Annotated in this window: 11 protein-coding genes; 3 read left to right on the top strand and 8 right to left on the bottom strand. The window is 71.8% G+C overall.

What is annotated here, in order from left to right; genetic code table 11:
- From JF597_RS04355 to JF597_RS04340, 4 genes are all read right to left on the bottom strand, one after another.
- The coding region (locus JF597_RS04355; protein WP_293989081.1) for a hypothetical protein at positions 1-327 on the bottom strand (327 nt) is incomplete at its 3' end.
- Between the two features lie 537 nt (positions 328-864).
- Positions 865-2,964: an ABC transporter ATP-binding protein gene (locus tag JF597_RS04350; protein ID WP_293989078.1), complete on the bottom strand. Its 2,100-nt coding sequence runs from the start codon at positions 2,962-2,964 to the stop codon at positions 865-867.
- Between the two features lie 421 nt (positions 2,965-3,385).
- Positions 3,386-4,513, bottom strand: a complete 1,128-nt coding sequence (locus JF597_RS04345) for a peptidoglycan bridge formation glycyltransferase FemA/FemB family protein (protein WP_293989074.1) — start codon at positions 4,511-4,513, stop codon at positions 3,386-3,388.
- 210 nt (positions 4,514-4,723) lie between these two features.
- On the bottom strand, positions 4,724-7,678 hold the full coding sequence (locus tag JF597_RS04340) for an FAD-binding and (Fe-S)-binding domain-containing protein (protein WP_293989071.1): 2,955 nt from the start codon (positions 7,676-7,678) through the stop codon (positions 4,724-4,726).
- A gap of 180 nt (positions 7,679-7,858) precedes the next feature.
- Between JF597_RS04340 and serC the strand changes: the two genes are divergently transcribed.
- Together serC and JF597_RS04330 are read left to right on the top strand one after the other, a co-directional pair.
- A complete protein-coding gene (gene serC / locus JF597_RS04335; RefSeq protein WP_293989068.1) occupies positions 7,859-8,977 on the top strand; it encodes a phosphoserine transaminase in 1,119 nt (372 codons plus the stop codon).
- Positions 8,978-9,116: 139 nt separating this feature from the next.
- Entirely contained in the window at positions 9,117-9,605 is a 489-nt protein-coding gene (locus JF597_RS04330; RefSeq protein ID WP_293989065.1) for a hypothetical protein, read from the top strand.
- A gap of 56 nt (positions 9,606-9,661) precedes the next feature.
- Here JF597_RS04330 and gcvH read toward each other — a convergent pair whose 3' ends face one another.
- From gcvH to JF597_RS04310, 4 genes are all read right to left on the bottom strand, one after another.
- On the bottom strand, positions 9,662-10,048 hold the full coding sequence (gene gcvH, locus JF597_RS04325; RefSeq protein WP_293989063.1) for a glycine cleavage system protein GcvH: 387 nt from the start codon (positions 10,046-10,048) through the stop codon (positions 9,662-9,664).
- A gap of 187 nt (positions 10,049-10,235) precedes the next feature.
- Positions 10,236-11,768: a cellulase family glycosylhydrolase gene (locus tag JF597_RS04320; RefSeq protein WP_293989061.1), complete on the bottom strand. Its 1,533-nt coding sequence runs from the start codon at positions 11,766-11,768 to the stop codon at positions 10,236-10,238.
- Positions 11,769-11,920: 152 nt separating this feature from the next.
- Complete coding sequence (locus tag JF597_RS04315; RefSeq protein WP_293989059.1) at positions 11,921-12,454, bottom strand: hypothetical protein; 534 nt, start codon at positions 12,452-12,454, stop codon at positions 11,921-11,923.
- 144 nt (positions 12,455-12,598) lie between these two features.
- Positions 12,599-13,606, bottom strand: coding sequence for a WD40 repeat domain-containing protein (locus JF597_RS04310; protein WP_293989057.1), 1,008 nt, complete (start codon positions 13,604-13,606; stop codon positions 12,599-12,601).
- A gap of 94 nt (positions 13,607-13,700) precedes the next feature.
- On the opposite strand from JF597_RS04310, the gene JF597_RS04305 reads away from it, so the two are divergent.
- A complete protein-coding gene (locus JF597_RS04305) occupies positions 13,701-14,342 on the top strand; it encodes a GDSL-type esterase/lipase family protein (RefSeq protein WP_293989055.1) in 642 nt (213 codons plus the stop codon).

The following is a 14,342-nucleotide window of genomic DNA, read 5'->3' as shown; positions in this document are numbered from 1 at the left end:
CTCGGCGTCGGTGGCGAAGTTGGCGGGGAAGGACAGACCTTTGAGTGGTGTCTGCCATGCCGCGAGCCGGGTGTCCAGCACATCGCTCGCCGCGTCGATGGCGTCCCGATCCTGCTTGAACGCGGTGGACAGCGGCGTGCCGTCCCAGTAGTCCCGGTTGGCGGCGGTGTGCAGTTGATCGGCGCTCTGGTTCAACGCGTTCTGCGCCAGCGGGACCGTGGAGGTGCCGCCGATCCGCAGCGCGTCGGCCATCAGACACTGGTCCTGGCGCAGTTGCTCGGCCGCCGCGGCGTCGAAGCCGTCGTAGCTGTCCGCCACCTTCGTCATGGCGGGCCTCGTCGGTGCGGGCTGCCGCCCAGCAGCCCCCCGAGAACCGCGGTGATGACGACCAGCGGGACGACAGAGCCGTTGACTCGGCGGCGGCGTGCGAGCCCGCTACGCGGTGAGGCATCCGAAGCCGACTCCGGCTCGGCTGCCGAAGAGCGGTGAAAGGGTCTGTACGGACGTCTGAATCGCAAGGAAGCGCCCTTCTCCATAACGGAGGCGGACAAGAGGCCCGATCGGGCGCGCGGCACGAGACCGACACGTGTCACGCCCCCCGCCTGCGGCAACAAGCCCCCCGTCGCCCACTTGGCAACCCACGAGGGTTCTGCCGCAGCCGAACCCGAACCAAGGTTCCGATCATGGTCACGACAGAATGTGGAGTTCAGGTGAAGGAATGACAACCGAGAGGAGACCAGAAGACGGCTTGCAGGCGCCAGTCCGGCCCTGACCGGCCAATTCGCGTCACCATGCCGCCTTCAGGCCACGGCCCCCGGACGACGCCTTCAGTCACCAGAGTCGCGGGCTGTCCGGGGCGGCGGCTCAGATGCCCGGCCAGGGCTCCTCGTCGCGGAACAGGGGGCGGCCGTCGGGGAGAGTCGTGGGCACATCCGCACCGTAGCCAACGTCCAGGTGGGAAGCCTCCATGTGGGCGGCCTCCGTAGGGGGTTCGTACATGGGTTGCGGCCATAGTCCCGCGGCTGCGTACACGTTGTAGTCGTACATGTTCCCGTACGGCTGCTGGTAGGCGTACCCGTCCCCCTGGGGTGCCCCCACTCCCACGGCCTCTGCCGCCGGGGCCGCGGCGCCCTGTTCCACGAACAGGGGCAGTCGCAGTTCGCCGGTGTCCATCGCCGCGTTGTTCTGGGAGCGGTGGAGGCGGGAGTAGGCGCCGCCGCGGGCGAGGAGTTCGTCGTGGCGGCCGGTCTCGACGATGCGGCCGCGGTCGACGACGAGGATGCGGTCGGCGTCGGGGGCGAGGTTGAGGTCGTGGGTGATCATGATGGTCGTGCGGCCGGCCATCAGGCGGCGCAGTGGTTTGACGACCCGGCGGGCGGCCATCGCGTCCAGGCCGGTGGTCGGCTCGTCGAGGACGAGGACGGGGGCGTCGCGCAGGATCGCGCGGGCGATGGCCAGGCGCTGGAGCTGTCCGCCGGAGAGCCGGGCGGAGTTGGGGTCGACCCTGGTGTCGTAGCCGTCGGGGAGCCGGACGATGAAGTCGTGGGCGTCGGCCGCCTTCGCCGCGTCCTCGAGGGCCTGGTCGCTGGCGCCGGGCCGGCCGCAGGCGATGTTGGCGCGGACGGTGTCGTGCAGGACGAGGGTCTGCTGGGGGAGGAGGGTGACGTACTCGCGCAGGCGGCCGAGGGGGAAGTCGCAGAGGGGGACGCCGTCGAGGAGGATCTCGCCGCTGTCGGGGTCGTAGAAGCGGAGCAGCATCTTGGAGACGGTGGACTTGCCGGCGCCACTGGGGCCGGTGATGATCACGAGCTCGCCGGGGCTGACGGTGAAGGAGAGGCCCTCCAGGGCGGTCCGGTCGGCGCCGGGGTAGCGGAAGCCGACGTCGCGGAGCTCGACGGCGCCGTCCGGGCGGCCGATGTCGGTGCCGGCGCCGCGGCGGGGGTCGGTGACCGACGGCCGCACGTCCAGGATCTCGATCAGCCGTTCCGCGCCCGCCGTGGCGGCGGTGACGGTGAGGCCGAGCTGGGCGAGGCCGCGCACGGGCGGGTAGAGGTAGCCGAGGAAGGCGGAGAAGGCGAGGAGCTGGCCGAGGGTCATGCGGCCGGTGGAGATCTCCCAGGCGCCGATGCCGATGACGGCGAGGACGCAGACGGTCTCGATGACCTGGACGAGCTGTTCGTAGGCCTCGTTGAGGCGGGTGGAGCGCACGGAGGCGCGGAACCAGGCGCTCGCCTCCTCGTTCAGCCGCCGGCGCTCGGCGTCGCGGCGGTCGTAGGCCTGGGTCAGCACGATGTTGCCGAGGGATTCCTCGACGACGGAGGTGATCGCGCCGTCGGCGACCCGGCCCTCCCGGGAGACGTCCTTGATGGAGCCGGAGAAGCGGCGGGCGGCCAGCCAGAACAGGGGCGCGAGGACGAAGGTGGCGGCGGCCAGGTCCCAGCGCAGCCAGAACGCGGCGGCCGCGTAGAAGGCGGCGCTGAACAGGGCGGACGCGGCGCCGACGAGCCCGGAGACGACCATGGTCTCGATGGCCTCGACGTCGCTGGTCAGGCGAGAGAGCAGGTCGCCCTGGCGGTGGCGCTGGAAGAAGTGCGGGGGCAGCTGCTGGACGTGGTCGAAGACGTGTTCGCGCAGCCGCATGACGAAGCGTTCGGGCGAGCCCATCTGCAGGGCGTGGTCGGTGAGGTCGCCGAAGAGCAGGATGGCCTCGGTCTCGGCGAGCGCGGCGATCACCGTGCACACCCAGACGATCACCAGCCAGCGGCGCAGGCCCCGGGTCAGCGGCCAGAAGCGCCGGAAGGCGACGCGGGAGGGGATGGTGGGCGCGTACTCGTCCCCGTCCTCGTCCTCTTCCCCGTCCTCTTCCCCGTCCTCTTCCCCTTCGTACTCCTCGTCATCGACCCCATATTTCGAGTCGGCGACCTCGTATTCGTATTCCGCTTCTGCAATCTCCTTCGTGCGCATTTCACACTACCTCCGTTCTCCGAGCCGGAACCGCTGAATTGAAGAGCAAAAGGCGGCGGGGGCAGCTGCTTCTTGGGCTTGGGGGGCAGCGGGGCGAGCTTCTTGAGGCTCATTCCGACTCCTTGAGAGTTCGAAGTGCAAGTGGTGCGGGATGGTACGAGAATTCTCTTGGGGCAACGTCCGGGGATTTCGGATCGTCATCCTCGGCAATCCCCGCCGCCCGACACCGAGAAACTTACACGTCCCAGAACCCAAGCAACGGCAAAGTCGGCTCGCGAACGGCAAACAGGCGCTGTGAATACCTGGGTAACAGCTGTATAACGACCCCGAACCTGAGAGTTCTCTTATGAACCTGAGAGCCACCTTATGAAGCCGGGCGCGAGGAGCCCCGGCCAGCCGCTCGCCGCACCCCGGGCAGGCCTCAGCGGCGGGCCATGTACAGGTCGAATGCCTTGTGGAGCAGCTTGTTGAGCGGGAAGTCCCACTCCCCGACGTACTCGACGGCCTCGCCGCCGGTGCCCACCTTGAAGCGGAGCAGCCCCAGCAGGTGGTTGGACTCCTCCAGGGTGTCGGTGATGCCCCGGAAGTCGTAGACGGCGGCGCCGAGTTCGTGGGCGTCGCACATCATCCGCCACTGCATGGCGTTGTTGGGCTGGACCTCGCGACGGCGGCTGGTGGAGGCGCCGTAGGAGTACCAGACGTGGTCGCCGACGGTGAGCATGGTGGCCGCGGCGAGGACGTCGCCGTCGTGGTGGGCGAGGTAGAGGCGCATGCGGTCGGGGTGTTCGGCGGTGAGCGCGGTCCACATGCGCTGGAAGTAGGCGAGGGGGCGCGGGATGAAGCGGTCGCGTTCGGCGGTCTCGGTGTACAGGCCGTAGAAGGCGGCCAGGTCCTCGTACCCGCCCCGCACCACCTTGACCCCGGCCTTCTCCGCCTTCTTCACGTTGCGCCGCCACTGCTGGTTGAGCCCGCGCTGGATGTCCTCCAGCGACCGCCCCGCGAACGGCACCTGGAACACGTACCGGGGCTGCCCGGCCGCGAACCCCTCCTCCCCGCCCGCCTCGGCCTGCCGCCACCCCGTCCGGCGCAGCCGTTCGGCGAGGCCGGCGCCACGGGCGTCGTACGACGTCGGCTCGGTGTCCCCCAGCCGCCGGGCGGCCGGATCGGCGACGGCCTCCTTCACCGCCTCCGCGCTCCACCGGCGTACGGCGACCGGCGGCCCCATCTTCACCGCGAACGCCCCGCGCCCCTTCAGATATGCCAGCAGGGGGTCGAGCCACCGCTCCAGCTGCGGGTCGTGCCAGTCGATGGCGGGTCCCTCCGGCAGGTACGCCAGATACCGCTTCACCCTGGGCACCGCCCGCAGCAGCACCAGCCCGGCCCCCACGATCCGCCCCTGCCCGTCGAACCACCCCAGGCTCTCGGCCTCCCAGTCGGGCTTCACGTCTCCCCAGGACGGCAGCTGCATGTGGCTCACGGAAGGGCGGGACTGGGCGAAGGCGAGATGCTCGGCACGGGAGATGGGCTGGAGGCGAAGGACTGCAGTCATGGGCGGAGCTCCTGGACAGGTCGGCGACGGCTCACTGGCGACGCCCACCGGCCGGAACGGCGGACGGCACCGCGGACAGGGCGGCACACGGGACCGGTGGCGTCGGCATCAAGAACAACAGACGCGCGCCTGCCGGGAATCGTTTCGGCGCGCGGATGGGCGAGGGCGTGTCGGCCGTGAGACCCTTGCCCGCCACCGGGACCTGGTCCGCTAGCCGTCCAGCCCCTCCGCCAGCACCTCCGCCAGATGCCTCCCGTGCACCCCCGCCAGCTGCTCCAGCTGGGTCCGGCAGGAGAAGCCGTCCGCCAGGATCACCGTGCCGGACTCCGCCTCCCGAACCGCAGGCAGGAGCTGTTCCTCCGCGCAGGTCCTCGACACCTCGAAGTGGCCTTTCTCGAAGCCGAAGTTGCCTGCCAGGCCGCAGCAGCCGCCCACCAGGTCGCCGGTGAGGGCGGCGGCCTCGCGGAGGCGGCGGTCGGGGGCGTCGCCGAGGACCGCGTGCTGGTGGCAGTGGGTCTGGCCGATGACCGGACGGTCCAGACGGGGCGGGGTCCAGTCGGGGGCCAGGCGTTCCAGCGCCTCCGCGAAGGTGAGCACCCGCGCGGCGAGGCGGGCGGCTCTGGGGTCGTCGGGGAGCAGTTCGGGCAGGTCCGCACGGAGGGCGGCGGCACAGCTGGGCTCCAGGGCGACGAACGGCGGGGTGCGGGGTGCCTCCTCGTCCGGGTCCGCGTCCGGGTCCGGGTCCGGCAGGAGCGGCTCCAGGAGGTCCAGCGTCCGGCGCAGCACCGCGCGGGCCCGGTCCAGTTGGCCCGTCGAGAGATACGTGAGGCCGCAGCAGGCGCGGGTCCAGCGCGGATGCAGCAGGGACCTGCCGTAGCCCTCCAGCCCGCCGTCGGCCGATCCCCGTACCCTCCACCGTCGTGTCGGCAGCTGCACCACCCCCACACCCGCCGACTCCAGCACCCGCACCGCCGCGCGGCCCACCTGCGGCGACAGGTGCTCCGTGAACGTGTCCGGCCACAGGAACGCCGGCCGCCTCGGGAGTTCCGGCTCCCGTCCCGCCCGCGCGTCCGCCCGCCACGCGCGCAGCCGCGCGCGCTCCCGCCGCCGCTCCCAGCGGCTGAACGGCTCCACCGCCAGGCGCGGGATCCGTCGCTCCGGTGCGATCCCGCCCAGTCGCTTCGCGAGCGCCGCCAGGGGGCGCAGGGAGAGGAGCGCGTTGACCGGCCGCGCCATGCGGGTCCGGGCCACCAGGCGCAGCCACCTCGGGAGCCAACCCATGCTGTAGTGGGCGGCCGGGCGGCGCCGGCCCGCGTAGTGGTGGTGCAGGAACTCCGCCTTGTACGTCGCCATGTCCACCCCGACCGGGCAGTCCGACCGGCAGCCCTTGCAGGACAGGCAGAGGTCGAGGGCGTCGCGGACCTCCGGGGAGCGCCAGCCGTCCGTCACCAGTTCGCCCGCCAGCATCTCGTGCAGCAGCCGGGCCCGGCCGCGCGTGGAGTGCGTCTCCTCGCCCGTGGCCCGGAAGGACGGGCACATGACCGACGCGCCGGACGGCTCGGTCGTACGGCACTTCGCCACGCCCACGCAGCGGCGGACCGCCGCCGAGAAGTCGCCGCCGTCGGCGGGGTAGCCGAAGGCGACGGGCACCGGCTCGCGCGGGAGGACGGCGAAGCGGAGGTTCGTGTCCAGGGGGGCGGGGCGGACCAGCATGCCCGGGTTCAGGAGGTCGTCGGGGTCCCACACCCCCTTCGCCCGCTCGAACAGGGCCACCGTCTGCGCGCCGTACATCCTCGGGAGGAGTTCCGCCCGCGCCTGCCCGTCGCCGTGCTCCCCGGACAGGGAGCCGCCGTGCGCCACCACCACGTCCGCCAGTTCCTCCGAGAAACGACGGAAGCGCGCCACGCCCGCCTCGCTCAGCAGGTCGAAATCGATACGGACGTGGATGCAGCCGTCGCCGAAGTGGCCGTACGGCGTGCCGCGCAGCCGGTGGGCCGTCAGCAGGGCACGGAAGTCGCGCAGGTACGCGCCCAGGCGGGCCGGCGGTACCGCGCAGTCCTCCCAGCCCGGCCAGGCCTCTCCCCCGCCGTCCGGCAGCCGCGTCGCCCTGCCGGACGCGTCGTCGCGGATGCGCCACAGCGCGCTCTGCGCGGCCGCGTCGGTGACGACCGTCGCGCCGAGGACGTCCGCCGCCCGGACGATCGTCTCGGCATGCGCGCGTGCCTCCGCGGCCGTCTCCCCGCCCGTCTCGACGAACAGCCACGCGCCGCCCGGGGGGAGGCCCGCGCGCGACGGCACCAGGTCGGCCGCCATGCCCTCGACGGTGAGTGGGCCGTACGGCAGCAGCCCGGCCGCCGCCTCCGCCGCCGCGCTCTCGTCGCCGTAGCCGAGCACCGTCAGCGCACGCGCTCGTGGCGCCGCCACGAGCCCCACGGTCGCCTCCGTGAGGATCCCCAGCGTGCCCTCGCTGCCGCAGAAGGACCGCGCGACGTCCGCGCCCTTCTCGGGGAGGAGGGCGTCCAGGGCGTAGCCGGAGATACGGCGGGGAAGGTCGGGGAAGCCCGTGCGCAGGCGCGCCAGGTCCCCCCCGACCCGTTCCCGCAGGCCGTCCGGCGCCCCGGCCCAGTCCCGCCCCAGCCGCAGCCGCCGTCCCCGCGCGGTGAGCACGTCCAGCTCCCGGACGCTGTCCGCCGTCGTCCCCCAGGCCACCGAATGCGACCCGCAGGAGTTGTTGCCGATCATCCCGCCGAGCGTGCAGCGGCCGTGCGTGGAGGGATCGGGGCCGAAGCGCAGACCGTGCGGGGCGGCGGCCTCCTGGAGGCGGTCGAGGACCAGACCCGGCTGGACGACGGCCGTACGGGTGACGGGGTCGAGGCCGACCAGTCGGTTCATGTGGCGGGTGAAGTCCAGGACCACGCCGGTGCCCGTCGCCTGGCCCGCGATCGACGTGCCGCCGCCCCGGGCCACCACCGGTACGCCACGGGCCCGGCACAGCTCCAGTACGGCCGCCACGTCGTCCGCGTCCCGGGGGGCCACCACCCCGGCCGGAACCCGCCGGTAGTTGGACGCGTCCATGGTGACCAGCGCCCGGGAGGTGACGTCGAAGCCGACCTCACCCCGGACGGCCCTGCGCAGCTCCGCCTCGAGTTCCGCGAATTCCGACATACGTCCACTCAACCAGCCCGCCCGGCGGCACGACCCGCTCGTGGCGCATCCAGTCCGGCGACACGCCCCGCGCGTGGCGCACGCCGGCCCGCCGCCCCGCCCCACGCGGCCGCACCCGCACGCGTCTCACCCGACGGACGAGGTTTCGCCCAGGTTTCCCCCACCGGCTAACCTCACCCCGTGGCTGACATCCAGATCCCCGCTGACATCAAGCCCGCCGACGGACGCTTCGGCGCTGGCCCCTCCAAGGTGCGGACGGAAGCGCTGGACGCGCTGGCCGCCACCGGTACCTCCCTGATGGGCACCTCCCACCGCCAGGCCCCGGTCAAGAACCTGGTCGGCCGGGTGCGCGAGGGCATCAGCGCCCTGTTCTCCCTCCCGGACGGCTACGAGGTCGTCCTCGGCAACGGCGGCTCCACCGCCTTCTGGGACGTCGCCACCCACGGCCTGATCGACACCAAGTCGCAGCACCTCAACTTCGGCGAGTTCTCGTCCAAGTTCGCCAAGGCCGCCAAGCTCGCCCCCTGGCTGGCCGAGCCCACCGTCATCGCCTCCGACCCGGGCACCCACCCGGAGCCGCAGGCCGAGGCCGGCGTCGACGTGTACGCCTTCACGCACAACGAGACCTCCACCGGTGTCGCCATGCCGATCAGGCGGGTCGCGGGCGCCGACGAGGGTGCGCTCGTCCTCGTGGACGCCACCTCCGGCGCCGGCGGCCTCCCGGTCGACGTCGCCGAGACCGACGTCTACTACTTCGCCCCGCAGAAGTCCTTCGCCTCCGACGGCGGCCTGTGGATCGGTGTCTTCTCCCCGGCCGCGATCGAGCGCGCCGAGCGTGTCCACGCGTCCGGCCGGCACGTCCCGGAGTTCTTCAGCCTCCCCACGGCGATCGACAACTCCCGCAAGAACCAGACGTACAACACCCCGGCCCTCGCCACCCTCTTCCTGCTCGACCAGCAGCTGGAGTGGCTCAACGGCCAGGGCGGCCTCGCCTGGTCGACGGCCCGCACGAAGGACTCCTCCACCCGGCTGTACACCTGGGCCGAGGAGTCCAAGTACGCCACCCCGTTCGTCGCCGACCCGGCCAAGCGCTCGCAGGTCATCGGCACGATCGACTTCGCCGACGAGATCGACGCGGCCGCCGTCGCCAAGGTGCTGCGCGCCAACGGCGTCGTCGACACCGAGCCCTACCGCAAGCTCGGCCGCAACCAGCTCCGCATCGCGATGTTCCCGGCGATCGACCCGGCGGACGTCGAGGCGCTCACGAAGTGCGTCGACTACGTGATCGAGAAGCTGTAAGGACGCCGCAACTCCCGTAAGAAGCTGCTGGTTTACCCGGAAGGCATGATCAAGGCAAAGCCTGCCGTGGACAGTTGAGTCTCCTTCATCGCACACCGGACACTGTGTGCCCCATGCGACGAAGGAGATCCACGGGTAGATGAACAGACCGATACCGGGCACCGTCGAGGTAGCGGTGCGCCACATCCTCAGCGACAAGGTCACGGGCTTCCTGGTCCGCACCCGCCGGATCACCTGGAAGGACAACGTCTTCCGGGTACGCCGGCCGCAGTCCGGCAAGCAGACCGTGGAGCTCACCTGCCCCGTCTGCGACGCGTCCCTGCTGGCCGAGGTCCGCACCGAGGCGCGCGCCCGCCGGACCAGGGTCGTCTTCGGCGTCCTGGCCGCCCTCTGCGCGACCGTCTTCTTCGCGGCCCTCGCCTACGCCGTGCACGAGGGCGGCAAGACCCTGCCCGAGGGCCAGTCGCTGCCGACCCTGTTCCCGATCAGCGTCGTCTCGATCTTCGTCGCTTTCGCCGTCACTCCCGCACTCGTCATCCGGAGCCGCGTCTACAACGGCGTCAGCCTGCTGGACGCGCCCAAACCACGCCGCCTGCACGGGATCAAGCCGGTGCGGGTGCGGGGCTGAGCGCCGGGCCCGACGAGGGGCGTCCGGCGTAGGTACACCGGGCGCCCCTCGGGCTGCTACTCCCCCTCGACGAGCTTCGCGTACGCCTTCGCGTCGAGCAGGCCGTTGGAGGACGCCCCGCCCTTGGTCCTGATCCTGAAGAGCCACATCTCGTAGGGGTCGGAGTTGACCTCCTCGGGGCTGTCGACGACGTCCTCGTTGATCGCGACGACCTCGCCGTCGACCGGGCTGAAGATGTCGGACGCCGCCTTGACCGACTCCACCACGCCGACGGACTCACCGGCCTCGATCTTCCTGCCGACCTGAGGCAGGTCGAAGAAGACGATGTCGCCGAGGTTCTTCTGGGCGTGGTCGGTGATGCCGACGGACATGCTGCCGTCGGCCTCGGTGCGGATCCACTCGTGGTCGTCGGTGTAGCGGAGGTCGGCGGGCACGTGGGACATGTCAGCTCCATCAGCCGTCGTGGTGCGGTGTCCGGCCGCCCCTGTCGGCGGCCGGCGGGAACAGCCTGCGGCACCGGCGCCCGTTGCCGTGTATTTCGGGCAGCCCGGTCCGCCACCCGGGTGACGCCCGCCGAACCGGCCCACCGAACCGGCTTACGGCACCAGCCCACCGCACCACGCCACCGCTTCACGAAGCCGTACAGGTCACCGCCGGCACACCCCCGCCCCCCGGAGCGCCCCCGAAGCCGAAGCTCGCCGACCCGCCGGCCGGGATCGCGCCGTTGTGGGAGGCGTTGACCGCCGTCACGGTCGCCCCGCTCTGGGTGTACGACGCGTTCCACATGCTGGTGACCTGCTGCGCCCCGCTCCAGGTCCAGGTCACCTTCCACGAACCGATCGCCGCGGACCCGGTGTTGGTGACCGTCACGTCCGCGTTGAACCCGCTCCCCCAGTCGCTGCTGACGGCGTAGGAGGCCGAGCAGGAAGCGGAGGTACCGCCGCCACCGCCCCCGCCTCCTCCCCCGCCCCCGGTGCCCGGGAACAACGGCGCCTTGACGCTCGCCAGGTATCCGTCCTTCACCGTGTCCACGGTCGTCCAGTCGTCCTTCAGGATGCCGCCGGTGTCACCGGAGTTGGGGTTCCAGGACCAGAAGGTCCACTGGAAGGAGTCGGCACCGTACGTCGACGTCGGCCTCAGGTAACTCACCAGCGCCGCCAGCCACTTCTGGTCCACCGTCGAGGCGAGCGTCGTGCCGAACTCGCCGACCCACACGGGCGCGATGTTCTGCTTGAAGATGTAGCCCCAGTACGAGTCCCACACGCCCGGCATGTTGGCGGGGAACGTGGGATCGCTGAACCAGCTCTGCTGGGCCACGCTGGTGGCGTAGTCGTGGGCGGAGTACACCACCCGGTTCGGCACGGACAGCTGGACCGGATACCGGCCCACGCCCATCAGGTTGCCGCCCCACCAGCCCGAGACGCCGTTGTAGGTCTGGACGCCCTCGACGAAGACCAGCAGGTCGGGGTTGACGGACAGGACGGCGTTCCCGGCGCGCTGGGCGGCCAGCCGCCAGTCGACGGCAGCGTCCCCGCAGCCCCAGCAGGCGGGATCGTGGGGCTCGTTGTGGAGGTCGATGCCGATGACGGTCGGGTCGGCCGCGTACCGCGCCGCGAGCGCCTTCAGGTCGGCGATCCAGGTCGACTCGGGGACGGACGAGGTGTACCAGAGCGCGGACTGGCCGCCGGCGTCCGGCCGGTGCCGGTCGAGGATGACCTTGAGGCCGTCCTGCCCGGCGTACGCCACGATCCGGTCCATGACCTGGAGCGAGTTCAGCCCCTGCAGGTCGGCGTTCTTGCCGTTGCTGAAGTCGATGCTGTTGGGCACGGTCGTGTTCTTGAAGATGTCGTCGCTGTAGGGCAGCCGGATGGTGTTGTAGCCCAGCGATCTCATCTGGTCGATCATGCTCTTGTAGTCGCGCGACCAGAGGCCGTCCACCACGTAGTTGGCGGTCTCGAACCCGAACCAGTTGATCCCTGCGATCCGGACCGGCTGCCCGGCCGCGTCCAGGATCTGCCGGCCGCTGGTGTGCCAGTAGCCGGCGCCGGGGGCGTCCGCCGCGTGCGCGGCGTCCGTCGCACCGGCGAGGCCGGCGGACAGGGGCAGGAGGAGCGCGGCGGCGGCAGCACCCAGCGCCCTTCGCAGGCTGCGTAAGCGGAACATGTGCCTGTTCCTCTCGGAGTCCCACTGGGGAGGCGCGGCCCGGAACCACATGGGAGCGCTCCCATGCACCGCGTACCTCCCAGGAAACTGAGACACCGTCATTACGTCAAGACGTGCGGCGGCTCGGCCTGCCCGCGTCAGGGGTTCAGGGGTCAGGTGTCGGGGTTGCCGACCGTGGCGGTGACGGCGCCGATCGCGCCGGTGCTGCCGAGGGTGACCGAGACCGTGACGGGCCGGATCGGGTTGGGCGGGACGACCGGGTTGGGCGGCACGGCGCGGGAGACCAGCAGGAAGGCGGGCCTGACCTTGAGCGTCGTGGTCGCCGCGGCCGAGAAGGGCAGGGTGTCGCGGTGCGCGCCGACGAGGTCGTACGCCGTGCCGCTCGGGTCGCCGGTGCCGGAGGTGTCGTCCAGGCTGCTGATGATCTGGGCGGTACCGCCGCCGGCGGCGTCGGGGAGGGTGATGACGGAGACGTCGAGGGTGCCCGTGACGGCGATGTTCTCGCTCGGCCCCCTGAAGACACCCTTGATCGGCAGGCTGACCGAGCGGACCTGCGGCAGGGCGGCGGCCCGGGCCGTCCGGGCGGGCCCGGCCGTGGCGGTGCCCGCGGTGGCGGGGACGGTCAGGCCCAGGGCGGCCGCGAGCAGGCAGACGTTCCCGGCCAGGCGCAGGGCGTTACGGCGCATGGGTGCTCCCGTTCCGTGCGGCGGGACCCGGTGACCTGTCGCTCCCCCGTCCCGCGGGACGGTTTCCAGCCTGCACGGGCCCGCGGACGGCCGCCCCGCCGGTGAGCCGGAAGAGTGACGTCCGGCGGGCGGCCGTGCGCCCGCTCAGTGCCGGCGCGCGGACGGGCGCCGCAGCCGCCGCAGCCCCAGGAGGGCGAGCACGGCGACCCCGACGGCGACGGCACCGACCTTGGCCCCGGCGCTCGGGGAGCTCCCGCCGTCGCTCCCGGCCGCCGAACCGCCGCCGCCCGACGGCGACGCCTTGCCCGACCCGCCCGGCACGTCCTCGGCCTGCACCGGGCTGTCGGCACCCTCGCTCCCGTACATCAGCCTGGTGCCGTCGGCGGAGTAGGTGATCGACTCGCCCTGCTTCTGGAGCGGGACGTCGAGCCGCCCCTCCCGCTTGATCTTCCCGCCGTTCCAGTCGTAGTAGATGCCGCCGAAGTAGCCGCGTACGGCGAGCTGCGTGCCGTCGGGCGAGAACGCGGCGTCGGTGGCCCAGAGGTCGACGGCGGCGACGGGCCTGAAGATGTTCGTACCGCTCGGGGAGAGGGTCGCCGGGCCCTCGTACAGGTGCCCGCCGTCCTCCTTCTTGTCGATGATGTACACCCGCCCGGTCTTGGGGTGCACGACGAGCGACTCGGCGTTGCGGGCGCCGTTCGCGTACTTGACGACGTACTGCGTGGCCCGGACGGTCTGGTCGACCAGCTTCTTCGGCTCGGGCAGCCGGTAGATCCAGACGTAGGGCCAGCTGCCGTCGAGGTTGTCGCCGATGTCGCCGACGTAGATCTGGTTGTCGGGGCCGATGGAGATGGCCTCGACGTCCCGGGGCGTGCCGACCCCGCTGAGTGTGATCCTCGCGACGGTCCTGCCGGTCGCGCTGTCGACGGCGTAGATGTACGGGCCGTCGCCGCTGTCGTTGTGCGTCCAGTAGATGCCGGGGTGCAGGTGGGAGGCGGCGAGACCGCTGGACTCGGCGATGCGCGGGTCCTTGATCGTGAATCCCTTGTCACCGGTTCCGGCGCCGGCGCCGTCGGCGGCCGAGGCGGGTGCGGCGGCGAGGGCACCCGTGAGCAGGACACCGGCGAGGAGGGCGAGCGATCGTGGACGCATGGGCCCAAGCCTGCCATCCCGCGCTGTGTGCGAACGCGGCGGACGTGTCGGTCCTCACACCCCGCCGCTCCCGCTGATCGTCCATCATGAGCGGATGCTCAGGTTCATGCCCGTCGGGGACTCGATGACGATCGGCAGCGCGGGCGAGCACACATGGCGGTACCGCATGTGGCAGCACCTGTGCGAGACGTACGGCGGCCCGTTCACGCTGGTCGGTCCGCGCGAGACGCTGTACGACAAGGTGGCCGAGGCGCCCACCTCGTACGCCTACGCCGACCCCGGCTTCCCCCGCGGCCACCTGGCCGGCTGGGGCGAGGGCTGGCTGCACATGGTGCCGCTGATCAAGGAGGCGGTGCGCTCCTGCCGCGCCGACGTCCTCCTCGTCTCCCTCGGCCTGATCGACCTGGGCTTCTACACGAACGCGGAGCAGACGGCGGCGAACGCACGGTCCTTCGTCGCGGCGGCGCGGCAGGCCAACGCGGGCATCCACCTGGTGCTGCTGCCGGTGATCCCGAACGTCCGCGCGACGACGGACGAGCCGTTCGCGGAACAGGTGGTCCTCTTCAACGAGCTCCTGGCGAAGGCGGCGGCCGACCTGGACGAGCCCCGCTCCCCGGTCCTCATGGCCGCGCCGCCGGAGTCGTACGACATCCGCACGGACACCTACGACGGCACGCACCCGAACGCGAGCGGCCAGGCCTTGCCTAGAGCGCACTCCACGCCGTTGGCTGGGTGA

Origin of the sequence: Streptomyces sp. (genome assembly GCF_019510245.1) — a bacterium.
Classification (GTDB): Bacteria; Actinomycetota; Actinomycetes; order Streptomycetales; family Streptomycetaceae; genus Streptomyces.
Note: the sequence above shows the minus strand (reverse complement) of the source record. Positions and strands in the feature narration are given on the sequence as shown.